The sequence below is a fragment of the Pseudomonas sp. Tri1 genome (genome assembly GCF_017968885.1).
GTDB lineage: Bacteria > Pseudomonadota > Gammaproteobacteria > Pseudomonadales > Pseudomonadaceae > Aquipseudomonas.
Map to the genome: position 1 here is coordinate 999,949 of NZ_CP072913.1, position 17,876 is coordinate 1,017,824.

Sequence of the window (17,876 nt, forward strand, 5' to 3'; positions counted from 1 at the left end):
AAGTCACTGTTCCTGTGGCTAGGGGATTTATCCCCGCTGGGTTGCGCAGCAACCCCCAAAGGCGGTGACTCAATCCAACCTGGCACACAGAGGTTTCAGTTTCAGGGGCTGCTTCGCAGCCCAGCGGGGAAATGGTGGCCGGCTTTGTATTGGGTGCCTGTCTGATAGTAGGCGCGCAGCCCTACGTCTCAATCCGCAACATTTGCGGCTCGGATTTATCGGGATCCCAACTCTCGTAACTAACCTCGTAACGAAGCTCAACCAATTTGCCGCTGAACGCTTTCAAGTCGGCGTTGGTTACAGTCAATGTCACATTCTTGCGTGGCGTAGCCTCCTCGAACTCAGTCAGTGGGGGCAAAAGCGCCTACCCGAGTAGGGGGATTCGAGCCGACGCCCAGAGCGGTTCGGGCGTCCTTGAGCCGCAAGATCCATCAGTCTTCCAGCGATGTTCAACGGCCGACCTGCAAGGCCTCAAGAAAAAATCCTCGCGTTCCACACCCGACAAAAGACGAAATGCAGTTGACGTTCGTATTTTAAGTTGTACGATGACCTACAACTTCACTTGAAGCTGAACCGTTTCCTACAACACATCATTGCGTCCAGGGTGTTCGAATAATGAATCCACAAGAACTGAAGTCCATCCTCTCGTCTGGCCTGCTGTCGTTCCCGGTCACCGATTTCACAGCACAAGGCGATTTCAATCGCGCCAGCTATATCAAGCGCCTCGAGTGGCTGGCCCCGTATGGCGCCTCTGCACTGTTCGCAGCGGGCGGCACCGGTGAATTCTTCTCCCTGGCCGCCAGCGAGTATTCCCAAGTCATCAAGACCGCTGTCGATACCTGCGCCACCAGCGTGCCAATCCTCGCCGGTGTCGGTGGTGCGACTCGCCAGGCCATCGAATACGCCCAAGAAGCCGAGCGTCTGGGTGCCAAGGGTTTGTTGCTGCTGCCACACTACTTGACCGAAGCCAGCCAGGACGGTGTTGCCGCCCACGTTGAAGCCGTGTGCAAATCGGTGAAGATCGGCGTGGTGGTGTACAACCGCAACGTCTGCCGCCTGAACGCCACGCAACTGGAACGCCTGGCCGAACGCTGCCCGAACCTGATCGGCTACAAGGATGGTCTGGGCGATATCGAATTGATGGTGTCGATCCGTCGTCGCCTTGGCGATCGCTTCAGCTACCTGGGCGGCCTGCCGACCGCCGAGGTCTACGCCGCGGCCTACAAGGCCCTGGGCGTGCCGGTCTACTCCTCGGCGGTGTTCAACTTCATCCCGAAAACCGCGATGGACTTCTACCACGCCATTGCTCGTGACGATCACGAGACCGTCGGCAAGATCATCGACGACTTCTTCTTGCCGTACCTGGACATCCGTAACCGCAAGGCCGGTTACGCGGTGAGCATCGTCAAGGCAGGCGCGAAGATCGTCGGCTATGACGCAGGCCCTGTGCGCACGCCGCTGACCGACCTGTTGCCGGAAGAATATGAAGCCCTCGCCGCGCTGATCGACAAGCAAGGCAAGCAGTAACCGACCCGACAAGGCCGCTGAGCAATCAGCGGCTTTTTGCAAGGCTTGATCGTTCCCACGCTCGGCGTGGGAACGCAGCCAGGGACGCTCTGCGTTCCTAGACAGCTTTTGTAAAAGGAGTAGCTCCGTGGCAGATTCAAAGCGTTTCGATAACTACATCAACGGTCAATGGGTGGCCGGTGCTGACTATTGCACTAACGTCAACCCGTCCGACTTGTCCGATGTCATCGGTGAATACGCCAAGGCTGACGCAGCGCAAGTCAATGCCGCCATCGAAGCCGCCCGCGCCGCGTTCCCGGCCTGGTCGACCTCGGGCATTCAGGCCCGTCACGATGCGTTGGACAAAGTCGGCAGCGAGATCCTCGCTCGCCGTGAAGAACTCGGCCAATTGCTGGCCCGGGAAGAGGGCAAGACCCTGCCCGAAGCCATCGGCGAAGTGACCCGCGCCGGTAACATTTTCAAATTCTTCGCCGGCGAGTGTCTGCGCCTGTCCGGCGATTACGTGCCGTCGGTGCGTCCGGGCGTCAACGTTGAAGTCACTCGTGAAGCCTTGGGTGTGGTTGGCCTGATCACCCCGTGGAACTTCCCGATCGCCATCCCCTCCTGGAAAATCGCCCCGGCCCTGGCCTACGGCAACTGCGTGGTGATCAAGCCCGCCGAGCTGGTACCGGGTTGCGCCTGGGCCCTGGCGGAAATCATTTCCCGCGCCGGTTTCCCGGCCGGTGCGTTCAACCTGGTGATGGGCAGCGGCCGTGTGGTCGGCGAAGTCCTGGTCAACAGCCCGAAAGTCGACGGTATCAGCTTCACCGGATCCGTAGGCGTGGGGCGGCAGATCGCTGTCAACTGCGTGTCGCGCCAGGCCAAGGTGCAGTTGGAGATGGGCGGCAAAAACCCGCAGATCATCCTCGACGACGCCGACCTCAAGCAGGCCGTCGAGCTGGCGGTACAGAGCGCGTTCTACTCCACCGGCCAACGTTGCACGGCCTCGAGCCGTTTGATCGTCACCGCTGGCATTCACGACAAGTTCGTCGCGGCCATGGCCGAGCGCATGCAATCGATCAAGGTCGGTCATGCCTTGAAGGCCGGCACTGACATCGGGCCGGTGGTTTCCGAAGCCCAGCTCAACCAGGACTTGAAGTACATCGACATCGGCCTGAGCGAAGGTGCACGGCTGGTCAGCGGTGGTGGCCTGGTGACGTGCGACACCGAAGGTTATTTCCTGGCGCCAACCCTGTTCGCCGACAGCGAAGCCTCGATGCGCATCAGCCGTGAAGAGATCTTCGGCCCGGTGGCCAACGTCGTGCGTGTGGCTGACTACGAGGCGGCGTTGGCAATGGCCAACGACACCGAGTTCGGTCTGTCTGCCGGTATCGCCACCACCTCGTTGAAGTATGCCAACCACTTCAAGCGCCATTCCCAGGCGGGCATGGTGATGGTCAACCTGCCGACTGCCGGCGTGGATTACCACGTGCCGTTCGGCGGGCGCAAAGGTTCGTCCTATGGTTCGCGTGAGCAAGGTCGCTACGCGCAAGAGTTCTACACCGTGGTAAAGACCTCTTACATCGGATCGTAAATGCAACACCGGCCGGGCTGGTCATCCAGTCCCGGCCGTACAATCTGCTGACCCGCATAAAAATAAATAGTGGGAGTACTTTTACATGCAAGCGACCAAGCCGACTCACGTCCGCTATTTGATCCTTCTCATGCTGTTTTTGGTGACGACGATCAACTATGCCGACCGTGCCACCATCGCCATCGCAGGCTCCAGCCTGCAAAAAGACCTCGGCATCGACGCCGTCACCCTCGGTTATATCTTCTCCGCTTTCGGTTGGGCCTACGTGGCCGGGCAGATCCCCGGCGGCTGGCTGCTGGACCGTTTCGGGTCGAAAAAAATCTATGCCTTGAGCATTTTCACCTGGTCGCTGTTCACCGTGCTGCAAGGCTATGTCGGTGAATTCGGCCTGTCCACGGCCGTGGTTGCCCTGTTCATGCTGCGCTTTATGGTTGGGTTGGCCGAAGCGCCATCCTTCCCAGGCAACGCACGTATCGTCGCCGCCTGGTTCCCAACCGCAGAGCGCGGCACCGCCTCGGCGATTTTCAACTCGGCGCAATACTTCGCCACGGTGCTGTTCGCGCCACTGATGGGCTGGATCGTCTACCGCTTCGGTTGGCAGCATGTGTTCATCGTGATGGGCGTGATTGGCATCGTGTTTTCGCTGATCTGGCTGAAAGTGATCCACAGCCCGCGCCAGCATCCGATGATCAATGAAGCCGAGTTCAATCACATCGCCGCCAACGGTGCGATGGTCGACATGGACCAGGACAAGGGCAAGGATAAGAAAACCGACGGTCCGAAGTGGGATTACATTCGCCAATTGCTGACCAACCGCATGATGCTCGGCGTGTACCTGGGCCAATACTGCATCAACGGCATCACTTACTTCTTCCTGACCTGGTTCCCGGTGTACCTGGTGCAAGAACGCGGCATGACCATCCTCAAGGCCGGTTTCATCGCGTCCTTGCCGGCGATCTGCGGTTTCATCGGTGGCGTGCTGGGCGGGGTGATTTCCGACTACCTGCTGCGCAAGGGCCACTCGCTGACCTTCGCCCGCAAGGCACCGATCATCGCCGGCCTGCTGGTGTCCAGCAGCATCGTGGCGTGCAACTACGTCGACATCGAATGGATGGTGGTGGGCTTCATGGCCCTGGCCTTCTTCGGTAAAGGCGTGGGTGCATTGGGCTGGGCCGTGGTTTCCGATACTTCGCCAAAACAGATCGCCGGCTTGAGCGGTGGCCTGTTCAATACCTTCGGCAACCTGGCGTCGATCACGACACCGATCGTCATCGGCTACATCATCAGCGCCACCGGCTCGTTCAAGTGGGCACTGGTGTTCGTTGGTTGCAACGCGCTGGTGGCGGTGTTCAGCTACCTGGTCATCGTGGGGCCGATCAAGCGTGTCGTGCTCAAAGAACCAACGGCCAAGGATGCCGACATCTCCAGCCTGTCTGAAGTCAAATCCTGAAGGAGCGGCGTCAATGCAACTGATTGAACATGCCGATTCGCCCCGTTACATCCGCCTGCACGAGCGGGACAACGTGGTGATCGTCGTCAATGACCAGGGCGTGCCGGCCGGGACCGAGTTCCCGGATGGCCTGGTCACCGTGGACTTCGTACCGCAGAGCCACAAGGTCACCTTGGAAGACATTCCCGAGGGTGGCGAGGTGATCCGCTACGGCCAGGTCATTGGCTACGCGCTGCAACCGATCCCCCGTGGCAGCTGGGTCAAGGAAGACCAACTGCGCATGCCCACCGCGCCGCCGCTGGACAGCCTGCCGCTGTCCACCGATGTGCCGGCGGCCGATGCGCCGCTGGAGGGCTACACCTTCGAGGGCTATCGCAACGCCGACGGGACCGTCGGTACGCGCAACATTCTTGGCATCACCACCACGGTGCAGTGCGTGACCGGGGTGTTGGACCACGCGGTCAAGCGTATCAAGGACGAATTGCTGCCCAAGTACCCGAACGTCGATGACGTGGTGGCGCTGACCCACAGCTACGGCTGCGGCGTGGCGATCACTGCCACCGACGCGTACATCCCGATTCGTACCGTGCGCAATCTGGCACGCAACCCGAATTTGGGGGGCGAAGCGCTGGTGATCAGCCTGGGCTGCGAGAAATTGCAGGCCGGGCAGGTGATGCATGAGAACGACAGCTCGGTGGACCTCAGCGAACCGTGGTTGTATCGCTTGCAGGATTCCAGCCACGGCTTTACCGAAATGATCGAGCAGATCATGGAACTGGCCGAGACCCGCTTGAAGAAACTCGACCAGCGCCGCCGCGAAACCGTGCCGGCTTCGGAGCTTATCCTGGGCATGCAGTGCGGCGGCAGCGATGCGTTTTCCGGCATCACCGCCAACCCGGCGCTGGGCTATGCCTCGGATCTGCTGTTGCGGGCGGGGGCGACAGTGATGTTTTCCGAAGTCACCGAAGTGCGTGATGCGATCTACCTGCTGACTTCCCGGGCGCAAACCAGGGAAGTCGCCCAGGAGCTGGTGCGCGAAATGGACTGGTACGACCGTTACCTGGCCAAAGGCGAGGCGGATCGCAGTGCCAATACCACGCCGGGCAACAAGAAGGGCGGGCTGTCGAACATTGTCGAAAAATCCCTGGGGTCGATCGTCAAGTCCGGCAGCAGCGCGATCAATGGCGTGCTCGGCCCGGGCGAGCGGTTCAAGCAAAAGGGCCTGATCTTCTGCGCCACACCGGCCAGCGATTTCGTCTGCGGCACGCTGCAACTGGCGGCGGGGATGAACCTGCACGTCTTCACCACCGGCCGTGGCACGCCGTACGGCTTGGCCATGGCCCCAGTGGTGAAGGTCTCGACCCGCACCGAACTGGCCCAGCGCTGGCCGGACCTGATCGACATCGACGCCGGCCGGATCGCCACCGGACGGGCGACGATCGAAGAGCTCGGTTGGGAGCTGTTCCACTATTACCTGGATGTGGCCAGCGGCAAGAAACAGACCTGGGCCGAACGGCACAAGCTGTACAACGACATCACGTTGTTCAACCCGGCGCCGATTACCTGATCCTGCGGCGAACGCAGATTTTGCGATCGTCAAAGATCCAATGTGGGAGCGAGCTTGCTCGCGATGGCCACGGTACATTCAGCATTAATGCAGGCTGACGCACCGCTATCGCGAGCAAGCTCGCTCCCACAGGGACTGGAGTGAATTCAGTTTCTGTGAGCACTCCAAAAAAATGTGGGAGCGAGCCTGCTCGCGATAGCGCTCTACCAGACGCCAGTGCCGTGAGTGGCTTATTATTAGCCACCTAACGACACCCCTCTGAAGGTCCCCCGGCATGCTGGCAATTTTCCTCGAAACCCTGAACATCACCGCGCCGGTGTTTGCCATGCTGTTTCTGGGGGTGTTGCTCAAGCGCATCTACTGGATCAACGACAACTTCATCCACATCGCCTCGTCCCTGGTGTTCAACGTCACCATGCCGGCGCTGTTGTTCCTCGGCATCCTCCATGCCGACCTGCACGCGGCATTGCAGGCGGACCTGTTGATCTATTTCTCCGTGGCTACCCTGGTGAGTTTTGCGATGGCCTGGGGCTGGGCGATCTGGCGATGCCCGCGCGAAGATCGCGGCATCTATACCCAAGGTGCGTTCCGCGGCAACAACGGGGTGATCGGCCTGGCGCTGGCGGCGAGCATGTATGGCGACTACGGGATTTCCCTGGGGGCGATTCTCGCGGCGCTGGTGATCCTGTTCTACAACACCTTGTCGACCATCGTGTTGGCGGTCTACAGCCCGGTGATCAAGTCCGACCCGTGGAGCATCTGCAAAAGTGTGATCAGCAACCCGTTGATCATCAGCGTGATCGTCGCCGCGCCATTCGCTTATTGGCAGATCGGCCTGCCGAACTGGTTCGAGACTTCGGCCAAATACCTGTCGCAAATGACCTTGCCCCTGGCACTGATCTGCATCGGTGGCACGCTGTCGCTGGCGGCCTTGCGCAAGAGCGGCAAGATGGCCCTGAGTTCGAGCCTGGTGAAGATGGTCGGGCTGCCGCTGCTGACCACCCTTGGGGCCTGGCTCTGGGGCTTTCGCGGAGCGGAGCTGGGGATTCTGTTCCTGTACTTCGGCAGCCCGACCGCAGCCGCCAGTTACGTCATGGCCCGGGCAGCCGAGGGCAACCATGAACTGGCGGCGGCGATCATCGTCATCACCACGTTGATGGCGGCGGTTACCACCAACCTGGGGATCTTTGTGTTGCAGTGGGGTGGGTGGATCTAGGTTCTGGGGTTGTAGTGTGCTTTAGGGCCAATCGCGAGCAAGCTCGCTCCCACAGTGGATCTGCGGTGTATACAAGTTTCCGGTACACCCGCGATCACCTGTGGGAGCGAGCTTGCTCGCGATAGCGATCTCCCAGTCACTCAGATTTCTGATAACTGTCGATCACTTCCTGCGCCGCCCGAAACGCATCGATCGCCGCCGGCACGCCTGCGTACACCGCGCAATGCAGCAACGCCTCGCGAATCTCTTCCACCGTGCAGCCATTGTTCAGCGCGCCACGTACGTGGCCTTTCAATTCCTGCGGGCATTTGAGGGCGGTGAGGGCGGCGAGGGTGATCAGGCTACGGGTTTTCAACGGCAAACCTTCGCGGCTCCAGACGCTGCCCCAGGCATGTTCGTTGACGAAGTCCTGCAGCGGCTGGGTGAAGTCCGTGGCATTGCCCAAGGCGCGATCGACGAACGCGTCGCCCATGACTTGGCGGCGCATGTCCAGGCCGGTCTTCGGAGTGTCGGTCATGGCAAATCCCTCTTGTGATGTTGGCGGCGCCAGGCGCGCAGGGAGGTGAACAGCAAAAACGCGAGCAAGGCCGGCAGCACATAGAACAGCATCAAGCGTTCCAGTTGGCCGGCCAAGGGCATGCCGGTGGTGAACGACACCACGTGCAGCCCGTAGGCCAGGTACAAGCCCAGAAACAACAGGCCTTCGGCGCGGGTGACGCGGTAGCCGGAATAGAACACTGGCAGGCACAGTACAGCTACGCCGAGCATCACCGGCAGGTCGAAATCCAGGGCGTTGGGCGAGACCGAAAGTGGTGTCGGCGCGGCCAGGGCGGTTACCCCGAGCACACCCAGCAGGTTGAACAGGTTGCTGCCGATGACGTTGCCCACCGCGATGTCGCGCTGGCCGCGCAGGGCGGCGATCAGCGAGGTGGCGAGTTCCGGCAACGAGGTGCTGACGGCGACGATGGTCAGGCCTATGACGCGTTCCGACAACCCCAGGTCCGTCGCCACTTCCACCGCCGCGCCCAGTAGCAGATGCCCGGCGAAAATCAGCATCGCCAGGCCCAGTACAATCATCGCCAGGCTCTTGGGCCAAGACCCTTGCGCCACATCGACACCCACCGGATGCGGTCGTCCTGAGTGTCGCGACTGGCGCAGCAAGAGGCCCAGGTACACCGCCAGGGCCATCAGTAGCAGCACGCCGTCCAGTTGCGTCAGTTCCTCGTTCCAGGCCAGCACGAACACCAGCAGGCTTGCGCCGATCATCAATGGGATGTCCAGGCACACCAACTGGCGCGAGACGCGTAACGGAATGATCAGCGCCGACAACCCGAGGGTGACGAGGATATTGAAGATGCCGCTGCCGATCACGCTGCCCACGGCGATGTCAGCGTTCTGCGCCAGGGTCGCCTGCAGGCTGACGGCCATTTGTGGTGCGCTGCTGCCGAAGGCGACGACGCTCAGGCCGATGATCAGCGGCCGCACTTGCAAGCGTATCGCCAGGCCGATGGCGGCCCGCACCAGCAGCTCGGCGCCAGCGATCAGTAACAGCAGGCCGCCGAGCAATTCGAGCAGGCTGAGCAACGGTAGGGCGGTAATCAGGGAAATGGCCAGGCTCCGTCTATCAATCGTCGAGGGCTTGCACGCGTACACGTGCGGTGCCGCTGCGTAGCATGCCCAATTGCTCGGCTGCTTCGCGGGATACATCGATCAGACGGCCTCGGGAGTATGGGCCACGGTCGTTGATGCGCACCACCACGCTGTCATTGTTACCCAGGTTGGTGATTTTCACCCGTGTACCGAACGGCAACTGGCGATGGGCGGCGGTCAGGCTGTGCTGGTCGAAACGCTCGCCGCTGGCGGTGCGTTTGCCGTGGTGTTTTGCACCGTAATAGGAGGCGACGCCGGTCTGGTCGTAGCCGTGTGGATCGACCGTCCCGCTCTGGCTGGCGCAACCGGCCAGCAGGGACAGCAGGGCGCAGGCGCCGAACAGACGCTTCATGGTGGGTTTTCCAGATCCAAATGTGGGAGCGAGCTTGCTCGCGATGACGGCGTCACATTCAGCATCAATGCAAGCTGAACCACCGCTATCGCGAGCAAGCTCGCTCCCACAGGGAATTGAGCCAGACAGCAAGACTGGCTCCATGGCAATCAGCCCTCGAGCTTGCTTTTAAGCAGTTCGTTGACCTGTTGCGGGTTGGCCTTGCCTTTGGAGGCTTTCATGGCCTGGCCGACGAAGAAGCCGAACATCTTGCCGCGCTTGGCTTCGTCTGCGGCGCGGTACTGTTCGACCTGCTCGGCGTTGGCCGCGAGCATTTCATCGAGCACGGCGGAAATGGCGCCGGTATCGGTGACCTGCTTCAAGCCGCGCTTTTCGATGATCTCGTCGGCGCTGCCTTCACCATTGGCCATGGCTTCGAAGACCATCTTGGCGATCTTGCCGGAAATGGTGTTGTCCTTGATCCGCAGCAGCATGCCGCCCAGTTGCTCGGCCGAGACCGGCGACTGGTCGATTTCCAGGCCCTGTTTGTTCAACAGGCTGCCCAGCTCCACCATCACCCAGTTGGCCGCCAGTTTGGCGTCGCCGCTGATGCTCACGACTTTTTCGAAGTAATCGGCTTGTTCGCGGCTGGTGGCCAGGACGTTGGCGTCATAGCTCGACAGCCCGAACTGCGCCTGGAAGCGCTCGCGTTTTTGCGGCGGCAGTTCCGGCAGGGTTGCGCGTACGTCATTGAGGAACGAGTCCTCGATGACCACTGGCAGCAGGTCCGGATCAGGGAAGTAACGGTAGTCGTTGGCTTCTTCCTTGCTACGCATCGGACGGGTTTCGTCCTTGTTCGGGTCGTACAGGCGGGTCTGCTGGATGACCTTGCCGCCGTCCTCGATCAGTTCGATCTGGCGCTGGATCTCGCTGTTGATCGCCTTCTCGATGAAGCGGAACGAGTTGACGTTCTTGATCTCGCAGCGGGTGCCGAACTCGACCTGGCCCTTGGGCCGGATCGATACGTTGCAGTCACAGCGCAGCGAGCCTTCGGCCATGTTGCCGTCGCAGATGCCCAGGTAGCGCACCAGCGCATGGATCGCCTTGACGTAGGCCACGGCCTCCTTGGCGCTGCGCATGTCCGGTTCGGAGACGATTTCCAGCAGCGGCGTACCGGCACGGTTCAGGTCGATGCCGGTGGCACCGTTGAATTCTTCGTGCAGGCTCTTGCCGGCGTCTTCTTCCAGGTGCGCCCGAGTGATGCCGACGCGCTTGACCGTACCGTCTTCCAGGGCGATGTCCAGGTGGCCCTTGCCAACGATCGGCAACTCCATCTGGCTGATCTGGTAGCCCTTGGGCAGGTCCGGGTAGAAGTAGTTCTTGCGGGCGAATACGTTGTGTTGGCCGATCTCGGCGTCAATCGCCAGACCGAACATCACCGCCATGCGCACCGCTTCAGCGTTGAGCACCGGCAGCACACCGGGCATGCCCAGGTCGATCAGGCTGGCCTGGGTGTTGGGCTCGGAGCCGAACGTGGTGGAGCTACCGGAAAAAATTTTCGACCGGGTGGTGAGCTGAGTATGAATCTCCAGCCCGATCACGACTTCCCATTGCATGTGTTTCTCCTCAGAAGCCGGTTGGGGTGCGAGTGTGCCAGTCAGTGTTCAACTGATACTGGTGGGCCACATTGAGCAGACGACCTTCCTGGAAATACGGTGCGAGCAATTGTACGCCCACCGGCAGGCCATCGATGAAGCCGGCCGGCATGGACAGGCCCGGCAGCCCCGCGAGGTTGGCGGTGATGGTGTAGACGTCTTCCAGGTACTCGGCGACCGGATCGCTGTTCTTGGCGCCGAGTTTCCAGGCCGGGTTTGGCGTGGTCGGGCCGAGGATGATGTCGACCTCGTTGAAGGCGGCCATGAAGTCGTTCTTCACCAGGCGGCGGATTTTTTGCGCCTTGAGGTAGTAGGCATCGTAGTAGCCGGCGGACAGCGCGTAGGCACCGACCATGATCCGGCGCTGTACTTCGGCACCGAAGCCTTCGCCGCGGGAGCGTTTGTACAGGTCGATCAGGTTTTCCGGGTTCTCGCAGCGATAGCCGAAGCGCACGCCGTCGAAGCGCGACAGGTTAGAAGACGCTTCTGCCGGGGCGATCACGTAGTACGCGGGAATCGCATGCTGCATGTTCGGCAGGCTGATTTGCTTGACCACCGCGCCGAGCTTCTCCAGCTCCTTGACGCTGTTGTGGACCAGCTCGGCGATGCGCGGGTCGAGACCGGCGCTGAAGTATTCCTTCGGCACGCCGATGCGCAGGCCCTGCAGCGAACCGCTGAGGCTGGCGCTGTAGTCCGGTACCGGTTCATCGATACTGGTGGAGTCGTTCGGGTCGAAGCCGGCCATGCCTTGCAGCAGGATCGCGCAGTCTTCGGCGGTGCGGGCCAGCGGGCCGCCCTGGTCGAGGCTGGAGGCGTAGGCAATCATGCCCCAGCGCGAGACGCGGCCGTAGGTCGGCTTCAGACCGGTGAGGTTGGTGAACGCCGCCGGCTGGCGAATCGAGCCGCCGGTGTCGGTGGCAGTGGCGGCCGGCAGCAGGCGCGCGGCCACGGCGGCGGCGGAACCACCGGACGAACCGCCTGGTACATGTTCTAGGTTCCACGGGTTTTTCACCGGGCCGTAGTAGCTCGACTCGTTGGCCGAACCCATGGCGAATTCGTCCATGTTGGTCTTGCCTAGGGTCACGGCGCCGGCGGCGGCCAGCTTGGCAACCACGGTGGCGTCGTACGGCGCCTTGAAGTTGTCGAGCATCTTCGAGCCGCAACTGGTGCGGATGCCCTGGGTGCAGAACAGATCCTTGTGGGCAATCGGCGCACCGAGCAGGGCGCCGCTCTCACCGTTGGCGCGACGGGCGTCGGCGGCCTTGGCCTGGCCCAGGGCCAGTTCTTCGGTGAGGCTGATGAAACTGTTGAGCTGAGGATCGAGCTGGGCGATACGCGCCAGCAAAACCTTGGTCAGCTCTTCGGAGGAAAACTTTTTATCGGCGAGTCCGCGGGCGATCTCGGCCAGGGTCATGTGATGCATGAGAGGCTCTTTCCCTTTAGTCGATGACTTTCGGAACCAGGTACAGGCCGTTTTCGACCGCTGGTGCGATGGACTGGTAGGCCTCGCGGTGATTGGACTCGGTCACGAGGTCGGCGCGCAGGCGCTGGCTGGCTTCCAGTGGGTGAGCCAGTGGTTCGATACCGTCGGTATTGACCGCCTGCATCTCGTCGACCAGCCCCAGAATGCTGTTCAGGGCAGAAGTAATGTGTGGAAGATCGGCTTCATTGAGGCCCAGACAGGCCAGATGAGCGATTTTTTCCACGTCGGAGCGTTCAAGCGCCATGGGATTCTCCAGTGGAAAACAAAACGGACGCAGTCTGTCCGTGTGTTAGATTGTCGGAACACTACCGCATTTCTACGGCTTTACGGCCGCGATTGTGGGGTTTGGTGCACAGAAAAGCGGCCAATTTAACATATTGGCGCCTTGCCCAAAATCCCTGTCGTTGTTAGAGTTTGCCGCACTTTTTTACCCACGCGTTGCCTAGGGTCCCTTTCCCATGTTCAAGAAACTGCGTGGCATGTTTTCCAGCGATCTCTCCATTGACCTGGGCACTGCCAACACCCTTATTTACGTGCGCGAGCGCGGTATCGTCCTGAATGAACCCTCGGTCGTGGCTATCCGTACCCACGGTAACCAGAAGAGCGTCGTGGCTGTCGGTACCGAAGCCAAGCGCATGCTGGGCCGTACACCGGGCAATATTGCCGCCATTCGTCCGATGAAGGATGGCGTGATCGCCGACTTCAGCGTCTGCGAAAAGATGCTGCAGTACTTCATCAACAAGGTTCACGAAAACAGTTTCCTGCAGCCCAGCCCTCGTGTGCTGATCTGCGTTCCATGCAAGTCCACCCAGGTGGAGCGTCGTGCCATCCGTGAATCGGCCCTCGGTGCCGGTGCCCGTGAAGTGTTCCTGATCGAAGAGCCGATGGCTGCTGCCATCGGTGCCGGCCTGCCGGTCGAAGAGGCACGCGGCTCGATGGTCGTCGACATCGGCGGCGGTACCACTGAAATCGCCCTGATCTCCCTCAATGGTGTGGTCTATGCCGAATCCGTACGTGTGGGCGGCGACCGTTTCGACGAAGCGATCATCACCTACGTGCGTCGCAACTACGGCAGCCTGATCGGCGAGTCCACCGCCGAGCGCATCAAGCAGGAAATCGGCACGGCTTACCCGGGTGGCGAAGTGCGTGAAGTCGACGTACGCGGTCGCAACTTGGCCGAGGGCGTTCCACGGGCCTTCACCCTCAACTCCAACGAAGTGCTCGAAGCACTGCAAGAGTCGCTGGCGACCATCGTCCAGGCGGTCAAGAGCGCCTTGGAGCAGTCGCCGCCGGAACTGGCGTCGGACATCGCCGAGCGCGGCCTGGTGCTGACCGGTGGTGGTGCGTTGCTGCGTGACCTCGACAAGCTGCTGGCCCAGGAAACCGGCCTGCCGGTGATCGTGGCCGAAGACCCGTTGACGTGCGTTGCCCGCGGCGGTGGCCGTGCATTGGAAATGATGGACAAGCACACCATGGACCTGCTCTCCAGCGAATAAATGTTGCCGCAGTAGTCTATGTTGTTCGCTCCCGGGCAGCACTTTGCAGTGCTGCCCGTTGGCGTTTATCTTCTGTCATTCGTATCCAGGCCGGTTTGATGCCGTATGAATAAAGAGAACATTTGCCTGGGAGGAGCGGCCTATTAAACCGCTTTTCGCCAAAGGCCCCTCATTGGGTGTGCGCCTGTTGGTGCTGACCGTGCTATCGGTTGCGCTGATGGTGGTCGATGCCCGTTTCACGCTGCTCAAGCCCGTGCGCAGCCAGATGTCGCTGGTGTTGATGGAGTCCTACTGGATTACCGACCTGCCGCAGCGGTTGTGGCAAGGTGTGGCCAGCCAGTTTGGCAGCCGGACCGAGCTGGTCGCCGAAAACGAAAAACTCAAGACCGAAAACCTGCTGTTGCAGGGGCGCATGCAGAAGCTGGCGGCCCTTACCGAGCAGAACGTGCGGCTGCGTGAGTTGCTCAACTCTTCTGCGTTGGTCAACGAGAAGGTCGAAGTGGCCGAATTGATCGGCATGGACCCCAACCCCTTCACCCACCGCATCATCATCAACAAGGGTGAGCGCGACGGCGTGGTCCTCGGCCAACCGGTGCTCGACGCCCGCGGCCTGATGGGCCAGGTGGTGGAGTTGATGCCCTATACCTCCCGGGTGCTGCTGCTGACCGATACCACCCACAGCATTCCCGTGCAGGTCAATCGCAACGGCTTGCGCGCGATTGCCAGCGGCACCGGCAACCCGGAGCGCCTGGAACTGCGGCACGTGGCCGATACCGCCGACATCAAGGAAGGCGACCTGCTGGTCAGCTCCGGTCTTGGCCAGCGGTTCCCGGCCGGTTATCCGGTGGCGACGGTCAAGGAAGTCATCCATGATTCCGGCCAGCCGTTTGCCATCGTTCGCGCGGTGCCGACGGCCGCATTGAATCGCAGCCGTTACCTGTTGCTGGTCTTCAGCGACAACCGCACACCCGAAGAACGCGCCAACGACGCTGCCGTGGCCCAGGAAGCCCAGGACCGGCAAGGCGGCGAGTCGTCTGCCCCGGCCACGGCCAGCCCGGCGCCAGTTCCTGCCATCGTGCCCAAGCCACAAGCACCTGCGCCGACGGTGGCAACTCCGGCGACTCCGGCAACAACGCCGGCGGCTGCACCGGCCACCGCGCCTGCTGCGAAACCGACCCGCTCGACCACTCATGCGCCGGCGTCCCAGCCTGCCCGGCCCGCAGCCAAACCACCTGTCTCCACGCCGGCCACCGCGCCAGCCACCAGGGGAGCACGAGAAGAATGAGCAGTACTCAATCCGGTAACGGTTGGATGGTCTGGCTGACCTTCGCCATCGGCCTGTTGCTCAGCGTTTCGCCACTGCCGCAGTTCATGGAAATCCTGCGGCCGCTGTGGCTGGCTTTACTACTGGCATTCTGGGCGCTGGCGCTGCCGCACAAGGTCGGCATGGTCACCGCCTGGTGCCTTGGGCTGGCCGAGGACGTGCTTTATGGCACGTTGCTGGGGCAGAACGCGCTGATCCTGACGCTGATTACGTTCCTGGTGCTGTCGCTGCAACAACGCTTGCGGATGTTCCCCATGTGGCAACAGTGCCTGGTGATCCTGGTGATCTTCGGCCTGGCGCAACTGGTGCAACTGTGGCTCAGCGCACTGACCGGCAATCGTCAGCCGACCCTGGCCCTGGTGCTGCCGGCTCTGGTCAGCGCCTTGCTCTGGCCTTGGGTCAGCTTCGGTTTGCGTGGTCTGCGCCTGCGTTTCAAAATCAACTGATTTGGTCAGGCATTGGCCTTGATAGGGAGATGTCTTGATGAAACCGCTTTACCTAGCCTCAGGCTCGCCGCGTCGGCGTGAACTGCTTACGCAGATCGGCGTGCCGTTTACCGCCGTCAGTGCGGACATCGACGAAACTCCCTTGGATCACGAAAGCCCTTCGGCCTATGTCGAGCGCCTGGCGCGCGGCAAGGCCGAGGCCGGGCGATGCGCCCTGCACGCCGATGTGGATGGCTGCGTGCTGGGCGCCGACACCGCTGTGGTGCTGGACGGGCGCATTCTCGGCAAACCACTGGACCAGGCTGACTCCATGACGATGCTCTTGAGTCTGTCCGGTCGCGAACATGAAGTATTGACTGCCATTGCCATACGGGATGGGCAGCGTTGCGAGTCCCGCGTTGTGCGCAGCCTGGTGCGCTTTCGTTCGATCACGGAGCAGGAAGCGGCGGCCTACTGGGCCAGCGGTGAACCCCGGGACAAGGCCGGCGGCTATGGCATCCAGGGCTTGGGGGCGGTGTTTGTCGCCGGGCTTGAGGGCAGTTATTCGGCCGTGGTCGGCCTGCCGCTGTGCGAAACCGCAGAACTACTGGGCCATTTCGGCATACCCTGTTGGCAAACTTTGAGCGCGCGCTGAGCGCCGTCTGACTGATGCGGCCATAATCGTGAATATGCCTGAACGAGACCCTGCCATGAGTGAAGAGATCCTGATCAACATCACGCCGATGGAATCGCGCGTGGCGGTGGTTGAAAACGGTGTGCTGCAAGAGGTCCACGTTGAGCGCACGCAAAAGCGTGGCATTGTCGGAAACATCTACAAAGGCAAGGTGGTGCGGGTGTTGCCGGGTATGCAGGCAGCCTTCGTCGACATCGGTCTGGATCGGGCGGCGTTCATTCATGCCTCGGAAATTTCCATGCGCGAAGGGCCCGCCGTGGAGAGCATCAGCGCGCTGGTCCATGAAGGCCAGAGCCTGGTGGTGCAGGTCACCAAGGACCCCATCGGCTCCAAGGGCGCGCGCCTGACCACCCAACTGTCGATTCCGTCGCGCTACCTGGTGTACATGCCGCGCACCGCTCATGTCGGCATCTCCCTGAAGATCGAAGACGAAGCCGAGCGCGAGCGCCTCAAGCAGGTGGTCAGCGACTGCGTGGAAAAAGAGGGCATCAAGGAAGCCGGTGGTTTCATCCTGCGCACCGCCGCCGAAGGGGCCGGGGCCGATGAAATCCTCATGGACATCCGCTACCTGCGAAGGCTCTGGGACCAGATCGCCGCGCAGATCAAGACCATCGCCACCCCCAGCGTGATCTACGAAGACCTCGGCCTGGCCCTGCGCACGCTGCGGGATCTGGTCAGCCCCAAGATCGAGAAAATCCGCATCGACTCCCGGGAAACCTTCCAGAAGACCACCCAGTTCGTCGCCGAGCTGATGCCGGAAATCGCTGATCGCCTTGAGCATTACCCTGGCGAGCGACCAATTTTTGACCTGTACGGGGTCGAGGACGAAATCCAGAAAGCCCTTGAGCGCAAGGTGCCGCTCAAGTCCGGCGGCTATCTGGTGGTGGACCCGGCCGAGGCCATGAGTACCATCGACGTCAATACCGGGGCGTTCGTCGGCCATCGCAACCTCGAAGAAACCATCTTCAAGACCAACCTGGAGGCGGCCACGGCCATCGCTCGCCAACTGCGCCTGCGCAACCTGGGCGGGATCATCATCATCGACTTCATCGACATGGAGCATGAAGAGCACCAACGCCAGGTGTTGCGGACCCTGGAAAAACAGCTCGAGCGCGACCACGCCAAGACCAACATCATCGGCATCACCGAGCTGGGCCTGGTGCAGATGACCCGCAAGCGCACCCGCGAAAGCCTCGAGCAAGTGTTGTGCGAGCCGTGCAGCAGTTGCCAGGGCCGAGGCAAGCTCAAGACTCCCGAAACCGTGTGTTACGAAATCTTCCGGGAAATTCTCCGGGAGGCGCGCGCTTACCAGGCTACCGGCTATAGAGTGTTGGCCAACCAGAAAGTGGTGGACCGCCTGCTAGATGAAGAGTCGGGCAATGTCGCCGAACTGGAAGCTTTTATCGGCCGTACGATTCGTTTTCAGGTGGAAACCATGTATTCCCAGGAACAATACGACGTGGTGTTGCTCTGAAGGGCTTGGGA

At 61.4% G+C, this 17,876-nt stretch carries 16 protein-coding genes; 10 read left to right on the forward strand and 6 right to left on the reverse strand.

Features of this window, described 5'->3' with window-relative positions; translation table 11 throughout:
- Window positions 1–615: 615 nt before the first annotated feature.
- From kdgD to J9870_RS04250, 5 genes are all read left to right on the forward strand, one after another.
- Window positions 616–1,527 (forward strand): 5-dehydro-4-deoxyglucarate dehydratase, encoded by a 912-nt coding sequence (gene kdgD / locus J9870_RS04230; RefSeq protein WP_063322936.1) that lies wholly within the window; start codon window positions 616–618, stop codon window positions 1,525–1,527.
- A 127-nt stretch (window positions 1,528–1,654) separates the two neighbouring features.
- Window positions 1,655–3,100: an aldehyde dehydrogenase family protein gene (locus J9870_RS04235; RefSeq protein WP_210642834.1), complete on the forward strand. Its 1,446-nt coding sequence runs from the start codon at window positions 1,655–1,657 to the stop codon at window positions 3,098–3,100.
- An 85-nt stretch (window positions 3,101–3,185) separates the two neighbouring features.
- Window positions 3,186–4,550, forward strand: coding sequence for an MFS transporter (locus J9870_RS04240; protein WP_210642835.1), 1,365 nt, complete (start codon window positions 3,186–3,188; stop codon window positions 4,548–4,550).
- Window positions 4,551–4,563: 13 nt separating this feature from the next.
- The gene (gene garD / locus J9870_RS04245) at window positions 4,564–6,117 is read left to right on the forward strand and encodes a galactarate dehydratase (RefSeq protein ID WP_210642836.1); all 1,554 of its coding nucleotides are present in this window, start codon (window positions 4,564–4,566) and stop codon (window positions 6,115–6,117) included.
- A 274-nt stretch (window positions 6,118–6,391) separates the two neighbouring features.
- Entirely contained in the window at window positions 6,392–7,333 is a 942-nt protein-coding gene (locus J9870_RS04250) for an AEC family transporter (protein ID WP_210642837.1), read from the forward strand.
- A 136-nt stretch (window positions 7,334–7,469) separates the two neighbouring features.
- Here the strand turns inward: J9870_RS04250 and J9870_RS04255 are convergent, their stop codons facing one another.
- The 6 genes from J9870_RS04255 to gatC form a co-directional block, all read right to left on the reverse strand.
- The gene (locus tag J9870_RS04255; protein WP_210642838.1) at window positions 7,470–7,850 is read right to left on the reverse strand and encodes a carboxymuconolactone decarboxylase family protein; all 381 of its coding nucleotides are present in this window, start codon (window positions 7,848–7,850) and stop codon (window positions 7,470–7,472) included.
- Window positions 7,847–8,908 (reverse strand): calcium/sodium antiporter, encoded by a 1,062-nt coding sequence (locus J9870_RS04260; RefSeq protein ID WP_210645102.1) that lies wholly within the window; start codon window positions 8,906–8,908, stop codon window positions 7,847–7,849. Before J9870_RS04260 ends, J9870_RS04255 begins: the two co-directional genes overlap by 4 nt.
- A 49-nt stretch (window positions 8,909–8,957) precedes the next feature.
- Window positions 8,958–9,335, reverse strand: coding sequence for a septal ring lytic transglycosylase RlpA family protein (locus J9870_RS04265; protein WP_210642839.1), 378 nt, complete (start codon window positions 9,333–9,335; stop codon window positions 8,958–8,960).
- Between the two features lie 149 nt (window positions 9,336–9,484).
- The gene (gene gatB / locus J9870_RS04270; protein WP_210642840.1) at window positions 9,485–10,930 is read right to left on the reverse strand and encodes an Asp-tRNA(Asn)/Glu-tRNA(Gln) amidotransferase subunit GatB; all 1,446 of its coding nucleotides are present in this window, start codon (window positions 10,928–10,930) and stop codon (window positions 9,485–9,487) included.
- Between the two features lie 10 nt (window positions 10,931–10,940).
- Window positions 10,941–12,392: an Asp-tRNA(Asn)/Glu-tRNA(Gln) amidotransferase subunit GatA gene (gene gatA, locus J9870_RS04275; protein ID WP_210642841.1), complete on the reverse strand. Its 1,452-nt coding sequence runs from the start codon at window positions 12,390–12,392 to the stop codon at window positions 10,941–10,943.
- A 16-nt stretch (window positions 12,393–12,408) separates the two neighbouring features.
- Window positions 12,409–12,696 (reverse strand): Asp-tRNA(Asn)/Glu-tRNA(Gln) amidotransferase subunit GatC, encoded by a 288-nt coding sequence (gene gatC, locus J9870_RS04280; RefSeq protein WP_210642842.1) that lies wholly within the window; start codon window positions 12,694–12,696, stop codon window positions 12,409–12,411.
- Window positions 12,697–12,910: 214 nt separating this feature from the next.
- On the opposite strand from gatC, the gene mreB reads away from it, so the two are divergent.
- The 5 genes from mreB to rng all read left to right on the forward strand — a co-directional run bounded on the left by mreB (window position 12,911) and on the right by rng (window position 17,865).
- Window positions 12,911–13,948, forward strand: a complete 1,038-nt coding sequence (gene mreB, locus J9870_RS04285; RefSeq protein WP_002555108.1) for a rod shape-determining protein MreB — start codon at window positions 12,911–12,913, stop codon at window positions 13,946–13,948.
- A gap of 178 nt (window positions 13,949–14,126) precedes the next feature.
- Complete coding sequence (gene mreC / locus J9870_RS04290) at window positions 14,127–15,233, forward strand: rod shape-determining protein MreC (RefSeq protein WP_246883134.1); 1,107 nt, start codon at window positions 14,127–14,129, stop codon at window positions 15,231–15,233.
- A complete protein-coding gene (gene mreD / locus J9870_RS04295; RefSeq protein ID WP_003197820.1) occupies window positions 15,230–15,718 on the forward strand; it encodes a rod shape-determining protein MreD in 489 nt (162 codons plus the stop codon). Before mreC ends, mreD begins: the two co-directional genes overlap by 4 nt.
- Before the next feature lie 37 nt (window positions 15,719–15,755).
- Window positions 15,756–16,352, forward strand: coding sequence for a nucleoside triphosphate pyrophosphatase (locus tag J9870_RS04300; protein ID WP_210642843.1), 597 nt, complete (start codon window positions 15,756–15,758; stop codon window positions 16,350–16,352).
- A 55-nt stretch (window positions 16,353–16,407) separates the two neighbouring features.
- The gene (gene rng / locus J9870_RS04305; protein ID WP_025211842.1) at window positions 16,408–17,865 is read left to right on the forward strand and encodes a ribonuclease G; all 1,458 of its coding nucleotides are present in this window, start codon (window positions 16,408–16,410) and stop codon (window positions 17,863–17,865) included.
- Window positions 17,866–17,876 lie beyond the last annotated feature (11 nt).